The organism is Proteocatella sphenisci DSM 23131 (assembly GCF_000423525.1).
Taxonomy (GTDB): domain Bacteria; phylum Bacillota; class Clostridia; order Peptostreptococcales; family Filifactoraceae; genus Proteocatella; species Proteocatella sphenisci.
This window is the reverse complement of the sequence record NZ_AUID01000001.1, coordinates 21,928-37,025: the sequence shown is the minus strand read 5'-3', so window position 1 is coordinate 37,025 and position 15,098 is coordinate 21,928. Positions and strand designations below refer to the sequence as shown.

The 15,098-nt window shown below is 33.0% G+C and carries 14 protein-coding genes; 10 read left to right on the top strand and 4 right to left on the bottom strand.

The features are described from left to right. Positions 1 to 151 precede the first annotated feature (151 nt). The 10 genes from G558_RS0100165 (at position 152) to nadE (ending at position 9,236) form a co-directional block, all read left to right on the top strand. Positions 152 to 1,411, top strand: coding sequence for an HlyC/CorC family transporter (locus G558_RS0100165; RefSeq protein ID WP_028828340.1), 1,260 nt, complete (start codon positions 152 to 154; stop codon positions 1,409 to 1,411). Continuing rightward, positions 1,411 to 1,710, top strand: coding sequence for a GIY-YIG nuclease family protein (locus G558_RS11960; protein WP_051188377.1), 300 nt, complete (start codon positions 1,411 to 1,413; stop codon positions 1,708 to 1,710). Before G558_RS0100165 ends, G558_RS11960 begins: the two co-directional genes overlap by 1 nt. Then, positions 1,688 to 2,122 (top strand): ACT domain-containing protein, encoded by a 435-nt coding sequence (locus G558_RS0100155; protein WP_028828339.1) that lies wholly within the window; start codon positions 1,688 to 1,690, stop codon positions 2,120 to 2,122. The genes G558_RS11960 and G558_RS0100155 overlap by 23 nt, the downstream gene beginning before the upstream one ends. A 20-nt stretch (positions 2,123 to 2,142) precedes the next feature. Next, a complete protein-coding gene (gene aroF / locus G558_RS11955; protein WP_051188376.1) occupies positions 2,143 to 2,910 on the top strand; it encodes a 3-deoxy-7-phosphoheptulonate synthase in 768 nt (255 codons plus the stop codon). 95 nt (positions 2,911 to 3,005) lie between these two features. Then, on the top strand, positions 3,006 to 4,733 hold the full coding sequence (gene dnaG / locus G558_RS11950) for a DNA primase (RefSeq protein WP_051188375.1): 1,728 nt from the start codon (positions 3,006 to 3,008) through the stop codon (positions 4,731 to 4,733). A 32-nt stretch (positions 4,734 to 4,765) separates the two neighbouring features. After that, complete coding sequence (rpoD, locus tag G558_RS0100140; RefSeq protein ID WP_028828338.1) at positions 4,766 to 5,896, top strand: RNA polymerase sigma factor RpoD; 1,131 nt, start codon at positions 4,766 to 4,768, stop codon at positions 5,894 to 5,896. A gap of 9 nt (positions 5,897 to 5,905) precedes the next feature. After that, entirely contained in the window at positions 5,906 to 7,201 is a 1,296-nt protein-coding gene (hflX, locus tag G558_RS0100135) for a GTPase HflX (RefSeq protein WP_028828337.1), read from the top strand. A 13-nt stretch (positions 7,202 to 7,214) separates the two neighbouring features. Next, positions 7,215 to 7,829: a HEAT repeat domain-containing protein gene (locus G558_RS0100130; RefSeq protein ID WP_028828336.1), complete on the top strand. Its 615-nt coding sequence runs from the start codon at positions 7,215 to 7,217 to the stop codon at positions 7,827 to 7,829. A gap of 4 nt (positions 7,830 to 7,833) precedes the next feature. Further along, positions 7,834 to 8,472: a YigZ family protein gene (locus tag G558_RS0100125; protein WP_028828335.1), complete on the top strand. Its 639-nt coding sequence runs from the start codon at positions 7,834 to 7,836 to the stop codon at positions 8,470 to 8,472. Positions 8,473 to 8,495: 23 nt separating this feature from the next. After that, entirely contained in the window at positions 8,496 to 9,236 is a 741-nt protein-coding gene (gene nadE / locus G558_RS0100120) for an NAD(+) synthase (protein WP_028828334.1), read from the top strand. A 104-nt stretch (positions 9,237 to 9,340) separates the two neighbouring features. On the opposite strand, the gene G558_RS0100115 is transcribed toward nadE, so the two are convergent. The 4 genes from G558_RS0100115 to hemZ all read right to left on the bottom strand — a co-directional run bounded on the left by G558_RS0100115 (position 9,341) and on the right by hemZ (position 15,097). Then, positions 9,341 to 10,432 (bottom strand): tyrosine-type recombinase/integrase, encoded by a 1,092-nt coding sequence (locus G558_RS0100115; RefSeq protein ID WP_036931273.1) that lies wholly within the window; start codon positions 10,430 to 10,432, stop codon positions 9,341 to 9,343. Positions 10,433 to 10,539: 107 nt separating this feature from the next. Next, positions 10,540 to 12,312: an aspartate--tRNA ligase gene (gene aspS, locus G558_RS0100110; RefSeq protein ID WP_028828332.1), complete on the bottom strand. Its 1,773-nt coding sequence runs from the start codon at positions 12,310 to 12,312 to the stop codon at positions 10,540 to 10,542. Between the two features lie 23 nt (positions 12,313 to 12,335). Then, the gene (hisS, locus tag G558_RS0100105) at positions 12,336 to 13,622 is read right to left on the bottom strand and encodes a histidine--tRNA ligase (RefSeq protein ID WP_028828331.1); all 1,287 of its coding nucleotides are present in this window, start codon (positions 13,620 to 13,622) and stop codon (positions 12,336 to 12,338) included. Continuing rightward, complete coding sequence (gene hemZ, locus G558_RS0100100; protein ID WP_028828330.1) at positions 13,622 to 15,097, bottom strand: coproporphyrinogen dehydrogenase HemZ; 1,476 nt, start codon at positions 15,095 to 15,097, stop codon at positions 13,622 to 13,624. Before hemZ ends, hisS begins: the two co-directional genes overlap by 1 nt. Position 15,098: the final 1 nt, after the last annotated feature.

The window sequence follows — 15,098 nt, the reverse complement described above, 5'->3', positions numbered from 1 at the left end:
ATTATTACCTCCATTGACATTATATCAATCATATGAAAAATTTACAATTTTAATATTGCTTTATAGTGCAATTTGTTTGATTCTGTTGTATAATTTAATTCAGTGAAGAAATATTTACAAATAAATTCTATTATTAAATTAAGGAGAAAGTATGGAAGTAAATACATATATGCAACTAATCTTGCTTATTATATTGATATTTGTTTCGGGTTTTTTTTCAGCCTCAGAAACATCGCTTATGTCTTTAAGTAAAATACGGTTAAGACATATGGTGGAATCTAAAGTTAAAAATGCAGATACAATAGAGAAAATGCTAAACACACCTAATAAAATGCTGGGAGCCATTCTTCTGGGTAATAACGCGGTCAATACTGGTGCATCAGCAGTTGCTACGGTATTGGCGATTTCTATTTTTGGAACCAGGGGGGTAGGGCTTGCAACTATATCTATGACAGTGTTGATACTTATATTTGGAGAAATAACTCCGAAAAGTCTTGCTATGCAGTACCCTGAAAAATTCGCATTACTAGTTGCACCTATTATAAACTTTCTTTCGGTAATATTTTCGCCTCTGCTATATGTTCTTACTAAATTGACAAATCGTATCATCAAGCTTTTAGGTGGTACTCCGGATGATAAAAAACCATTTATTACTCACGAAGAGTTAAAGACAATTGTAGATGTATCAAGCAAAGAAGGTATACTTGAAAAAGAAGAAAAAGACATGATATATAACATCTTTGAATTTGGAGATCTGCGGGTAGGTGATTTAATGATCCAAAGAATGGACGTACTGGCTATATCCAAAGATGCAAGTTATGATGAAGTTCTGGAAATTTTCAATACCAAGAAGTTCTCGAGATTGCCAGTATATGATGATACTATTGATAATATCTCGGGCATGTTATATGCGAAAGACCTTTTTTTCAGCAACATATCAGAAAAAGACTTTTCACTCAATTTTAAAGTTGAAGATTATATGAGAGATCCTCTTATGACTTTTGAATTCATTAAAATTTCTGATTTCTTTAAACAGATGAAAGGCGACAGAAACCATATAGCTATAGTTTTAGATGAGTATGGTGGGGTTGCGGGTCTGGTGACTATGGAAGATATTATTGAAAGTATATTTGGTGAAATAAATGATGAATTCGATGAAAGCATCGAGAGTGATATAGAAGTAATAAAAGAAGATGAGTATGTAGTAAATGGTAATATAAAATTAGATGAACTTAACGACCTTATAGGGACAACGTTTGAATCTGAAGAGTTTGAGTCTTTTGGGGGATTTATCATAGGTGTTCTGGGAAGACTTCCTAAAAATGGAGAGATTGTAAACTATTATAATTATAAATTCATTGTAGAACTTGTATCTAAAAACAGGATAATTAAAGTGAGAATATTTACCTAATGGGACAAAATAAAAAGCATTATATATATATAGTTAAATGTGCGGATGACACACTATACACAGGCTATACGGTGGATTTAAACCAAAGGATTGGCGCGCACAACTGCGCAAAGGGTGCTAAGTATACACGTGGCAGAATTCCTGTAAAACTTGTTTACTCAGAAGAGTTTTCTTCTATGAGTGAGGCCTTAAAAAGAGAAGGACAGATAAAGCGCATGACAAGAGATAAAAAAATAGAAATGATAAATGTAAATAAATTGAATGGGGGATTTCCAGTTGAAGAAATTTTTAGTAATTGACAGCAGTGTTTTACCGGATGTTTTTGAAAAAGTTTTAACCGCAAAAGAACTGCTAAGGACCAACAGTGTAAAAGGGATATCAGAGGCAGTTAAAAAAGTAGATATCTCAAGAAGCACATTTTATAAATATAAGGATTATGTATTTGGGCTTTCAGAAGGTATGGTTGGTAACAAGGCAATATTATCTTTTCTTCTTAAGGATGAAAGAGGAACCTTGTCTTCAATTTTAAAACATCTTTCAAATAACAATGTAAACATTTTGACAATAAATCAGGATTTGCCAATAAATAAAATTGCAAATGTATCTATAACAATAGAAATATCAAAGATGGAGACAGACATCGATACACTTATAGAAAATTTGAAAGTATTAAATGGCGTAGTGAAATCTGAGTTATTGGCACTTGAATAAGTGCAGGGAATATAAAAATTATGATTAAAAATGATTTTAAAAAATTGAAGATTAATCGATTAGATGATCTTTATAATAAAGAAAAAAATAAGATAATAATTGCTGGACCATGTTCAATAGAGTCTGAGGAGCAGTTGTTAGAAATAGCTGAATTTGTTAAAAATAATGGGGCTACCGTATTGAGAGGCGGGGCTTATAAACCTCGGACTTCAAACAGAGACTTTCAGGGTTTAAAATACGAAGGACTTCAAATTCTTAAAAGAGTCAGAGAAAATGTAGGAATAAAAGTTGTCACAGAAGCTGTAGATACGGAGTCTCTTGAGAGTGTAGCACAAGTCAGTGATATAATTCAAATAGGTTCAAGAAACATGCAAAATTTTACGCTTTTGCGAGAAGCAGGAAAATATGGGAAACCAGTACTCCTTAAAAGAGGAATGGCAGCAACCATATATGAATGGATAAGAGCGGCAGAATATATATACGAATCAGGAAACTCTGACATCATAATGTGTGAAAGAGGAATTAGAACATTTAATGATTATACACGCAATACAATGGATATAGCTGCAATTCCAATTATAAAAAAAGAAACAGGACTTACTGTGATTGCCGACCCAAGCCATGGAACTGGGATTAGAGACCTCGTTATACCCATGTCATGTGCATCGCTGGCGGCAGGTGCTGATGGAATAATTGTAGAAGTTCATAAAAAACCAGAAGAAGCTCTTTCAGATAAAGAACAGACTATAGATTTTTCTGATTTCAAACAACTTATGAAAAAAATTTAAAGGCTTTCCTTTAAATTTTTATTTTTTTTGTAAATTCAGAAGGAAAATCCCTGCTGTTGTAGAATTGTATAGTTGAGGCAATGAATGGAGAGAAAATGAGTATAGATAATAACTTTATTAATGAAGTAAAGGATAAAGCTAACATAGTGGATATAATTTCTAATTATGTAGATCTTAAAAACAATGGTTCAAATTACAAATCATGTTGTCCATTTCATAATGAAAATACTCCATCTTTTGTTGTAAGTGAAAATAAACAAATTTTCAAATGTTTTGGATGCGGGAAGAGTGGAGATGTAATAAAATTTATAGAAGAAATTGAGAATGTGGACTTTATAGAAGCATTAAAGATTCTTGCTGAAAAGTTAAACATTGAATTGCCACAAAACAATAAGGAAGGTTATTCGACTTATGAAAAGGCCAATGCCGAGTTAAAAGAAATAAATACTGAATCAGCACGGTTTTTTTATAAAAATCTTATAAACACACCTACTGCAATAGATTATCTGAAAAACAGAGGCATACTTCCGGAAATGATAAAAGAATTTGGAATAGGCTACGCAGATAACAGCTTTGACTTATTAAACATGCTAAAAAAGACATTTCCAACAGAAAGTTTAATTGGAAGTGGGGTGTTTGTACAAAAAAACGAAAAGATATATTCAAGATTCCGAAATAGAATAATGTTTCCTATTTTTGATTCAAGAAATAAAGTAATTGCTTTTGGGGGAAGGCAGATGGATGATTATGGTCCCAAATATCTAAATTCGCCTGAGACAAAAATATTTTTAAAAAAAGACAATCTTTATGGGTTCCATATTGCAAAGAAAAATTTGATAAACAAAAGTATATTTCTTGTAGAAGGGTATATGGATGTAATAAAGATGCATCAGTTTGGATATAAAAATACGGTTGCATCACTGGGAACCTCTCTTACTATAGAGCAGGCAAAATTGATTAAGAAAACAGCAGATAAACTATATATAATATATGATTCAGACAATGCTGGGATTCAGGCGAGCCTGAGAGCGCTGGAAATAGCTTTACAAGAAGGCCTGGAAGTCAAGGTAGTGTCTATATTAGAGGCGAAAGATCCAGATGAATTTCTTTCTAAATTTGGAAATGTTTCATTTGAAAAACTACTTGATAAAGCTGATGACTATTTGATTTTTAATATTAAAAACATAAAAAATAAATATAAAACAGACCTGGAATCACAAAAGATAGATTTTTTAAAAGAATCCGTAGAATTTATTAAAAAATATTTAAATAAATATAATTCCAGTCATATCTTTGTAGAAAATGCAATTTACTTTCTTGCAACTGAGAGTGGATACTCTATTAAAGCTATTGGCCAGGACATATTTGGAAAGTATTTCAGCATTAAACAGTTTAGCAAAAATGATGAGATTGAGAGAAAACCATCTCGTTCCGACTTAAATAAGGTAATGTATTTTGACGAGTTTGAAATAGATAAAAAAGAAAAAATGATTTTAGCTAATATAATAATGGGTAATATAGAGTTAGAGTATTTTTCAATCAATGATTTCAGTACAAGAGAAAACCGGATGATTTATGCTAATATATTCCACAAGAATTCAAAGGAAACTGATCACTTAAAAGAGTATTATTCAAAGATAGAGTCTGAAGAAATGTATATTTTGAAAAAAAACATGAGAAATATATCGCTGGACAAACAGATAAATAAATTTGAAGAAATACAGCTTAGACTTTTGGAATCGATAGATGAGTCTACTTTAGACCTGGCTTTAACTATAGGACAACATATAATAAATCTGAATAACAAAAAAATTAATAAATAAACTTAAAGTAACTACTAATTAGGAGAGTATTGATGGAAAATAATGAAAACAGGGCTTCTGAAGCTACAACGATCAAAAATTTGCTTGAAAAAGGAAAAGAAACAGGAACACTTACTTTTTCAGAAATTACTGAAGCTCTATCCACGTTTGATATGGATAAAGATGTAATTGAAAATACCTATGAGACCCTTAGTCAACTGGGTATAGAGGTAGTAGATGAGGAGAACAAAGAGAATCAGCTGGATTTGATTGAAGATATAGACTATGAGAAAGAAAATGTAATAGCCGAAGAAGTCAAAGCAGAGGCTTTAGATTTGTCTGCACCAAAAGGAGTGTCTATAGATGATCCAGTCAGGATGTATCTTAAGGAAATAGGAAGAATACCTCTGCTTTCCCCAGAAGAAGAGTCAAGTCTTGCTCAAAGAATGGATGAAGGTGATGATTCAGTAAAGTCTTTACTTGTTGAGGCTAACCTAAGACTTGTAGTTTCTATAGCAAAAAGATATGTTGGAAGGGGAATGCTATTTCTTGATTTGATTCAAGAAGGTAATCTTGGACTTATTAAAGCAGTTGACAAATTTGATTATAAAAAAGGATTTAAATTTTCAACTTATGCGACATGGTGGATCAGGCAGGCTATAACAAGAGCAATAGCTGACCAGGCGAGGACTATTAGGATTCCGGTTCATATGGTCGAAACAATAAATAAACTTGTAAGGATTTCCAGACAATTGATGCAAGAGCTGGGAAGAGATCCAAGTCCAGAAGAACTTGCAAAGAAAATGGATATGCCAGTTGAGAAAGTAAGAGAAATTCAAAAAATTTCACAAGAACCCGTTTCTTTGGAAACTCCAATCGGAGAAGAAGAAGACAGTCATCTTGGAGATTTTATACCAGATGAAGATGCACCTGCGCCCGCAGAGGCTGCAGCATATTCACTTCTCAAAGAACAGCTTGATGAGGTGTTAACTTCTCTTAATGAGAGAGAACAAAAAGTTTTAAGGTTAAGATTTGGTTTGGAAGACGGAAGAGCGAGAACTCTTGAAGAAGTAGGAAAAGAGTTTGAAGTAACCAGAGAGAGAATAAGACAGATTGAAGCTAAAGCTCTCAGGAAACTTAGACATCCGAGCAGATCTAAAAAATTGAAAGACTATTTAGATTAAGGAATAATTATGGAAAAAACAACAGAAAAGATAGATTACAAGGCTATACTGGTGACACTCAACATTGCAGACAAAAAAAGCAAGGATTATATTGAAGATATTGAAGCGTCAATGACTGAATTTAATGAACTTGCTTTGGCCGCGAATGTTGAAGTCTTAGGAAATATGGTCCAAAACAAGCAAAGCGTAGACGTAACATATTTTATAGGAAAAGGTAAAGTAGAAGAGATTAAAACATATTCAGAGAATATGAATGTAAATCTCGTAATATTCAACCATGAACTATCAGGTTCTCAGATAAGAAACCTGGAGAATGCCTTAGATGTAGACGTTATTGACAGAACCATGCTAATACAGGAAATATTCGCTAACCGTGCTATCACTAAAGACGGAAAGCTTCAAGTTGAGCTGGCTCAGTTAAAATACAGACTCCCAAGGCTGGCTGGGATAGGTGGAAAACTCTCTAGAATGGGAGGCGGCATAGGCGGAAGAGGACCTGGTGAAAAAAAACTTGAGACAGACAAAAGACACATAAATGCAAGAATACTGGAAATAGAAAAAGAACTTGCTGAAATAGTTAAAAACAGGGATGTTCAAAGAAGCCAGAGAATGAAATCCAATTTACCGATCGTTGCCTTAGTTGGGTACACAAATGCAGGCAAATCAACAATTACAAATGAAATAATAAAGCGAAATGAACTACATGATCCAGAAAAAGAAGTTTTTGTTAAAGATATGCTCTTTGCTACACTCGACACATCACTTCGAAAAGCCAAGTTTACAAATGGAAATGATTTTTTAGTTATAGATACAGTTGGATTTGTTTCAAGACTTCCTCACTCTCTTGTAAAAGCTTTCAAATCCACACTTGAAGAAGCATTGTTTGCAGACCTGGTGCTTCATATTCTTGATGCATCGGATAAGAATTATGAACTGCAAAGAGAGACTACAGAAGATGTGCTAAAAGAAATAGGATGCGCCGACAAAGCAAAGATAATTGTAAATAATAAAATAGATTTGCTATCTGGCGATTTTGTTGTAGGCAGCGCTGAGGTAAAGAGCATTAACATATCGGCAAATAATCCTGACGATATAAAAAGATTATTAGATATGATAGAAGAAACAATAATACCAGATATAGAAGAAAAAACTTTGCTCATTCCATATAATGAAGGCAATCTTATAAATGAAATTCACGATAAATATTCAAATGTAGCAACTGAATACCAAGAAAATGGAATAAGCATAACCTTAAAGTTGACCCAGGATGATATCAGAAAATATAATGAATATATTTTAATATAAGGAGACTGATAATTTGAACTATCAGGAAGAATCATATAAATTATATAAGGCCGGAAAAAATATTTCTGAAATATCTAAGATACTTGAAATTGATGAAAATCAAGTAAGGCAGCATATTATTGATGCAAAGCTCAGTTTAAGCTTAAATATAAAGCTGCAGCCTCAAAACAATACTACGCTTAAAAAGCTGTTACTCATGGAAAAGGCAGACAGAATCAATTTTCTTCAAAATATAACTTTTGATTTTAAAAAAGAACTCGTAAATGAAATTTCAGTTTTTTTAAATCATGAAAAAAACAATGCAGAAGATTTGTCTATGGTTGTATGGATAATTGGCGAGTTAAAACTTGAAAAATTCAACGATTACCTTAAAAAATTATCATTTAGCTATAATGGTAATATTAAAAGAATGGCATTTTCCAGTATGGGTAAAATATATGATGAAGAATTTATTCCGTATTTAAAACAAGGATGTAAAGATAACAAGCCACAGGTTCGTTCTTATGCAATCAAATCTTTTTCAAAATATAATACAGAGGATAAAATAGATTTTTTGAGAAAAGTGTATAAGAGCGAAACTGTTGAATATAATAAAGATATTATTCTGAGAATAGTAAAGGAAGGATAATAAATTGAACTATTATTCAGTATTAGATTATTCACAAGTGGAATATATAGTTGAAAAATCGAGGTTTATTTCTTACACAAAACCTGTACACGAAGAAAGTGAAGCGATAGATTTCATTGCCAAGATTAAAAAGCTTAATTATAATGCGTCTCATAACGTAAGCGCTTATGTAGTAGGAGAAGCCTCGGATATAAAGAGGTACTCAGATGATGGAGAACCGTCTGGAACAGCTGGCATGCCAATACTCGATGTCATGTTAAAAAAAGGAATGACGGATATCTGTATAGTTATTACCAGATATTTTGGTGGCATAAAACTTGGTACTGGAGGACTGGTAAGGGCCTATACCGAATCTGCTAAAATGGGAATGGAAGCCTCCAAAATAATCGAATGCAGACAAATGAAATGCTACTTGATAACTTGTACTTATGATATCGCACCCAAAATACAACACAGATTTAAAAACAGTGGTGTGATTGTAAAAGATATACAATATCTTGAAAATGTAAAATTCATGGTGTATATTAATGAAGAAGAAATAATGATATTAAATGAATTAGTTGATATAACTTCATCTTTAGTTAACATAGATGAATTGGACAATGTTTTTGTAAGGTTTTTTAATGATAAAATAATAGATTAGTTATAATTTAGAAAGGTTTTAAAATGACGACTGAAGAGAAAATTTTAAGTACAGTAAACTGGCTGAAAGATAAGATGAAAGAAACAAAAACCAAAGGTTTACTTGTTGGGGTTTCTGGAGGAATTGATTCTGCTGTAGTTGCAAATCTTATAAAATTGGCTTCACCCGATAATTGTCTGGGAGTTATACTTCCAATACACAATTCTTCGGAAGATCTGGTGGATGCCAATGCGCTTTGTGAATCGTGTGACATAAAAAAATTAACAATTGATCTTTCTCATGAGAATGAATCAATATTAGACAAAGTTGAATCTGAGATGAAAGAACTTTTTATTAAAGAAAATAAAAAAATTGTCGATGCGAATATGAGAGCAAGGCTGAGAATGACAGCACTTTATTCCATAGCTAACAATCTTAATTATCTTGTTGTGGGAACAGACAATGCTGCGGAATTGTTAACTGGATACTTTACAAAATATGGTGATGGGGGAGTCGATATTTTACCTCTTGCCAATCTTTTAAAAAACGAAGTATATGAGTGGGGGAGATATTTCAACGTTCCTGAAAATATACTTGCAAAAGCTCCAACTGCTGGTCTTTGGGAAGGCCAGACAGACGAGAAAGAAATGGGCACGACCTATAAATATATAGATATGTATCTTCAGGGTAAAGAAATTCCTCAAGAAGATAAAGTCGTAATCGAAAGATTAAATGCCAGGTCTGAGCACAAGAGAACATCTCCACCTCATCCACCTTTATTTTAGTAGACTAGTAAGAAAAAATAAAACAATCAAAAACACAAAATTTGCTATCTTTAAGCATTTTTGTGTTTTTTTGATTCTTTGACAGCAATCAATCTGATGATTTTTTATTTAATCCAGTTTAAATTTTCAATTATTTCTTTTTTTGCATTTTTTCTGTGAGCTGCATAGAGCTGAGTAGTAAGTACACTGTCATGATCGAGTAGATTTTGGACATCATAGATAGAAAATCCGAATTCTATCATGGAGCTGGCGGCTGTTGCTCGCAGCTTATGTGGGGAATATCCGTTGCTGCGACTGGTTTGCATTGCTACAGAAGTATATTTTTTGATCAAATTCTGTATAGCTCTTGAAGTAAGCCTTGTACCTTGCCTTGAAAGAAAAAGTGCGTCAGAATCTTTATCAGAGACTTTGTTATTTTTAAGCTCAGTTTCCAGATATTCTACAAGATACTTCTTAACTTTTTCGTCCAAGGGCATATCAACTTCTTTGCCTCTTTTTCTAAAAATTTTAAACTCATTTCTGTTTAGATTAAAAGATGAAACATTTAATGACTGGAGTTCTGAAATTCTCAGTCCATATATTATAAAAAGCAGAATTATAAGGCGGTCTCTTTGCTGTGTAAGTCTCCAAAAATCAAGCTCTTTTTCTGTAAGACCTTTACCAGTATTTACAATTTCAATAAGTTTTCCAGCTTCTTCAACAGAAAGCTTTTTTATAGCATCTGGCTGTGGTTTGGGCGTTTTTATTGGATTTAAACCTTCGATTATATTACTGGTAATTTGTTCGTTTCTGTATAAGAACTTCAATAAAGACAATAATGAGGATTTTTTTCGAGAGAGTGATCTGTTGTGATTTTCGTAGATGATTCGGCTGCCATTTTTATCAACCTCGTAACGTGAACAGTATTCGCCTATAAAATAGTTAAAATCACGGGCAGTGAAATCATTTATAAGCTGAGGCTTAATATCTACAATTGATTTGATATGGGAATTATCAATTAAAAGATAATTTAAAAAGAAATGAATATCCTTAAGGTATGCATATCTGGTACTTAAAGACACGGCATTTTTTATAAAAATAAAATAGTCTTTTAGAAAAACTGGCATTTGAGTTTCTAGTTCTATACATTTTTCAATCAGCTTATTCTCAGATATTACAATATTCATGGGTTTACCAGATTTGTTATGAATCTTCATTTTTGGGGGCCTCCTTATGCAACTATTCGCAAAATATACATTTAAAGAATAGTTGCCAGTGTTTGTAATATTGCCAGTTTTAGGCTGGCAATATTATTTTCACAATATTAAATTTCAAATTTGATATTTAGCTCTTCCAATGATTTTGGATCAGCCTTCCCTGGTGCATTTGTAAGCGGACAAACTGCATTCTGATTTTTTGGGAAAGCAATGACTTCTCTTATACTTTCCAGATTTAGAAGCAGCATCATTATTCTATCCAGACCAAATGCCAGTCCACCATGAGGCGGAGTTCCGTATTTGAAAGCGTCAAGTAAGAATCCAAATTGGTTTTGTGCTTCTTCTTCTGAGAACCCTAAAGCTTTAAACATAGTACTTTGAACATTTGAATCATATATTCTGATACTTCCGCCACCGAGTTCAACTCCGTTTAGGACCATATCATATGCTTTTGCCCTCATGCTTCCAGGATCTGATTCAAATTTATCAAAGTCTTCATCCAGTGGTGAAGTAAATGGATGATGCATTGAGAAGTATCTGTTCTCTTCTTCATCGAATTCAAATAATGGAAATTCTGTTACATAAAGGAAATTAAATGCATCTTTATCAATGATATCTAGTTTTTTAGCAGCTTCAATTCTTACATGTCCAAGCGCGTTAAATACTACAGTGTTCTTATCTGCAACAAAGAGTATAAGGTCACCTGCTTTAGCATCCATTGAAGATATAATGTTATTTATAGTTTCTTCAGTCATAAACTTAGCTATAGGCGAAGAAATACCTTCACCTGTAATTTTCATCCAGGCAAGACCTTTGGCTCCAAACAATTTAGCCACATTTTCAAGTTCAGTTATATTTTTTCTCGTAAACTGGGATTCATAGCCATTTACGTTTATTGCGCGTACAGATCCACCGCTCTCAAGGGCATTTTCAAAAACAGAAAATCCACATTTTTGAACTATAGGACTTAAATCTTTTATTTCAAATCCAAATCTAAGGTCTGGTTTGTCTGATCCGAATCTATCCATAGCTTCTTTATAAGTCATTCTTTGTAGTGGAAGCGCAACATCGACATTTATAGTTTCTTTAAATACCTTTTGTATAAGCTTTTCCATAACTTGCATTACATCTTCCATTTCAACAAAAGACATTTCGCAGTCGATTTGTGTAAATTCTGGTTGCCTGTCTGCACGAAGGTCTTCATCTCGGAAACATTTTACTATTTGAAAATATCTGTCCATTCCCGAAACCATGAGAAGCTGCTTAAAGAGTTGTGGAGATTGTGGAAGCCCATAGAAATTTCCTGGGTTCACTCTGCTTGGCACAAGATAGTCTCTTGCTCCTTCTGGTGTAGGCTTTGCAAGTACTGGAGTTTCTATTTCAACAAAATTTTCATCAGAAAGAAAGTTTCTTACAATCTGACATACTTTATGTCTCATTTTTAAATTGTTTTGCATCTTTGGTTTTCTAAGGTCCAGATATCTGTATTTCAATCTGAGTGATTCAGAAACATCGTCATCATCTTTAATATATATAGGTGGAGTTTCAGAAGTGTTGAGTATTCTGAGTTCATTTGCTATTATTTCTATATCCCCAGTTTCAATATTTGGATTTTTTGCCTGTCTTTCTTTTACAATACCTTTTACTGCAACTACATATTCTGATCCTAAAGTTTCTGCTTTTTCAAAAAGTTCTTTGTTTATGTTTATATCAAAAACTACCTGACAAAGTCCTGAGGTGTCTCTTATGTCTGCAAATATGAGTCCTCCAAGGTTTCTGGATTTTTGTATCCATCCCATGAGTGTAACTTCTTTGTCAATGTCTGTTATTCTTAATGTTGAACAATAATTGCTTCTTTTTAATCCTTTTAAGGTTTCCATAATTAGTCTCCGTATTTCGCATTTTATTTTATGATATTGAAAAAATCTTCCGTAAAATTTTCTAAATTCAGTTTTTCCTGAGTAGAATTATTCATGTTCTTGAGTATTATTGACTTAGACTCTATTTCATCATCGCCAATAACAGCTGTATATCTTGTGTTTAATTTATCTGCATATTTAAATTGGGCTTTGATACTTCTGCGAAGGTGATCTTTGTCTGATGAGACACCTTTTTTACGAAGCTCATGTACTATTTTAGTAGATATAGAGTCGGCTTTGTCACCAATAGAAATAACAAACAAATCTAAGCCTTTATCTTGTGGGAATTCAATATTTAGATTCTCTAATACCATGATGAGGCGTTCGATACCCAAACCAAAACCTATACCTGGAGTTACTGGGCCTTCTAACTGCTCCACTAAACCATTGTATCTGCCCCCGCCACATACAGTGGATTGACTGCCTATGTCATTAGATACTATTTCAAATGCTGTATCTGTGTAATAATCAAGGCCTCTTACTATGTAAGGGTCAACAGTATATTTTATTCCCATTAAATCCAAATTGTGTTTTAATTCTTCAAAGTTTTTTTCACTTTCTTCACTTAGATTATCTATCATAAGTGGAGCTCCCTCAGCTATAGTGTGGCATTTTTCATTTTTACAGTCTATAATCCTTATTGGATTTTTGTAAAATCTTTCTTTACATGTATCGCAGAGCTGGTTAAAATCGTCTTGTAAAAACGATCTCAGTTTATCTGAGTACGATTTTCTGCTTTCTGAGGTACCTACTGAATTTATTCTCAGTTCAACATACTTGTCTATTCCAAGTCTTCTGAAAAATTCCATGGCCAGTGATATGACTTCGGCATCAGTGTAAGTGTTAGAGCTCGAGAAGACTTCGACTCCAAACTGATGGAAAGCTCTTTTTCTTCCTTCTTGTGGCTGCTCGTATCTAAAACATGGGGTTATATAGAATAATTTTGTAGGTTGAGGATTGGCGTAGAGACTGTTTTCTATATAAGCTCTTACTACAGGGGCTGTGCCTTCGGGCTTAAGAGAAAAAGATTCAGGTTTCTTTTTTGAGCCTGGATTAATTCTTTGCTCGAGACTAAACATTTCTTTTTGAACTATATCAGTAGTCTCTCCTACCCCACGATTGAAGAGATCAGTGAATTCAAACATAGGAGTTCTGATTTCTCTGTATGCAAAATCTTCACATACTTTTTTGAACATGTTTTCAACATAGTACCATTTGCCAATGGATGAAGGTAATATATCTTCGGTGCCTTTTGGTTTTTGAATTTTCATTATTTCATCTCCAGTCTTTTTCTGTTTACCATATCTTGTGTCCTGTTAATGTATTCTTCAAGATTTCTGATATTAGTTACTTTCTCAATCCTGTTTTCTTCAGGATATACAAACCTTGAAACACTTCCTGAACCAAATGCCAGTATATTTTGGAGTTCTTCCATTATTATAATGTTATACCAGGACTCTTTTCCTGGTCTTGAAAATCCAACATTTTCGAATCCGCCCAGTATGTTTTTTTGTCTGTATAGATAATAGGGTGTAAAATTCATGTTATTCATGCATTCGTAAACGATTTCAACCATTTGCTGTATATTGTGCTCTTGTCTTTCGAGTTCTTCATAATCAATATTTTGGTGCAAAGTTGAAGCTTTCTTTATTGACAAAGTGTGCATTGTTATGGAATCAGGATTTAAGTCTCTGATTTTTGAAAGAGTATGCCTTACACTGGTCACATCTTCGTCTTGCAAACCCAGAATGATGTCCATATTTATATTGTCAAAACCTACTTCTCTGGCTAGATTAAAGACTTGTTCTATTTCTGAGGAATTATGAAGTCTTCCTATTTTTTTAAGAGTTTCATCTACCATGCTTTGAGGATTTATAGATATTCTGTTAACACCATATTTTTTTAGTATTCTAAGGTTAGCCTCTGTTATGGTGTCTGGTCTTCCTGCTTCATAAGTGATTTCTTTTATTTTGCTGAAGTCAAATTTACTATTCAAAAAAATCATCAGTTTTTCAATCTGATAGTCTTTAAGAGCTGTCGGCGTTCCTCCACCGACATAGATGCTGTCAAGTCGCTTGCCTTGCACCCATTCTTCTTGCATAACAGAATTGATCTCTGTTTCCAGTGCATCAATATAAGAATCTCTTAAATGTCCTTTTTTATTTATATCATTGGAGAAAAAAGAACAGTAGTTACATCGGCTCGGACAAAATGGAATACATATATATATGCTGTAGCTCTGATCGTTTATAGAATCTATGACAGGCTTTTGAATATTTGATATGGTTTTCATAAGCTCTATTTTTTCATCAGAAATCAAATGTTTTGATGAAATTTCATTTTTGATAGAGTCTTCAGTCAAATAAGGCAAGACCGAAGCGGTTTTTCTGAGCTCGTTGTATATCTTAACAGGCCTTATTCCGGTCAGTATTCCCCATGGGAGATTCCTGTTAAAGACTGAGGAAAGAACTCTGTATAAACATCTTTTGTAAGCGTTTTTAACCTCTTTACTAATGTCAGGACACACTTCTGTATAATAATAATTGTTATTATCTATATTTGATGTCACAGATACGTTTATTGTTGAAGGATTTGACCCCGATTCTTCGTGAATAGCGATGTAATCACCCTTATCAGATTCTATATGATCTGAAATGCTATAAAAATCGACTTCTTTTCTTGAGAAACTGTGATATAACATTTTTAATTCATATTCGTATTTAACATTTTTAATATATACTTTCATT

Coding starts and splice junctions, on each gene's coding strand:
- G558_RS0100165 (WP_028828340.1), top strand. CDS start 152: ATGGAAGTAAATACATATATGCAACTAATCTTGCTTATTATATTGATA.
- G558_RS11960 (WP_051188377.1), top strand. CDS start 1,411: ATGGGACAAAATAAAAAGCATTATATATATATAGTTAAATGTGCGGAT.
- aroF (WP_051188376.1), top strand. CDS start 2,143: ATGATTAAAAATGATTTTAAAAAATTGAAGATTAATCGATTAGATGAT.
- dnaG (WP_051188375.1), top strand. CDS start 3,006: ATGAGTATAGATAATAACTTTATTAATGAAGTAAAGGATAAAGCTAAC.
- rpoD (WP_028828338.1), top strand. CDS start 4,766: ATGGAAAATAATGAAAACAGGGCTTCTGAAGCTACAACGATCAAAAAT.
- hflX (WP_028828337.1), top strand. CDS start 5,906: ATGGAAAAAACAACAGAAAAGATAGATTACAAGGCTATACTGGTGACA.
- nadE (WP_028828334.1), top strand. CDS start 8,496: ATGACGACTGAAGAGAAAATTTTAAGTACAGTAAACTGGCTGAAAGAT.
- G558_RS0100115 (WP_036931273.1), bottom strand. CDS start 10,432: ATGAAGATTCATAACAAATCTGGTAAACCCATGAATATTGTAATATCT.
- aspS (WP_028828332.1), bottom strand. CDS start 12,312: ATGGAAACCTTAAAAGGATTAAAAAGAAGCAATTATTGTTCAACATTA.
- hisS (WP_028828331.1), bottom strand. CDS start 13,622: ATGAAAATTCAAAAACCAAAAGGCACCGAAGATATATTACCTTCATCC.
- hemZ (WP_028828330.1), bottom strand. CDS start 15,097: ATGAAAGTATATATTAAAAATGTTAAATACGAATATGAATTAAAAATG.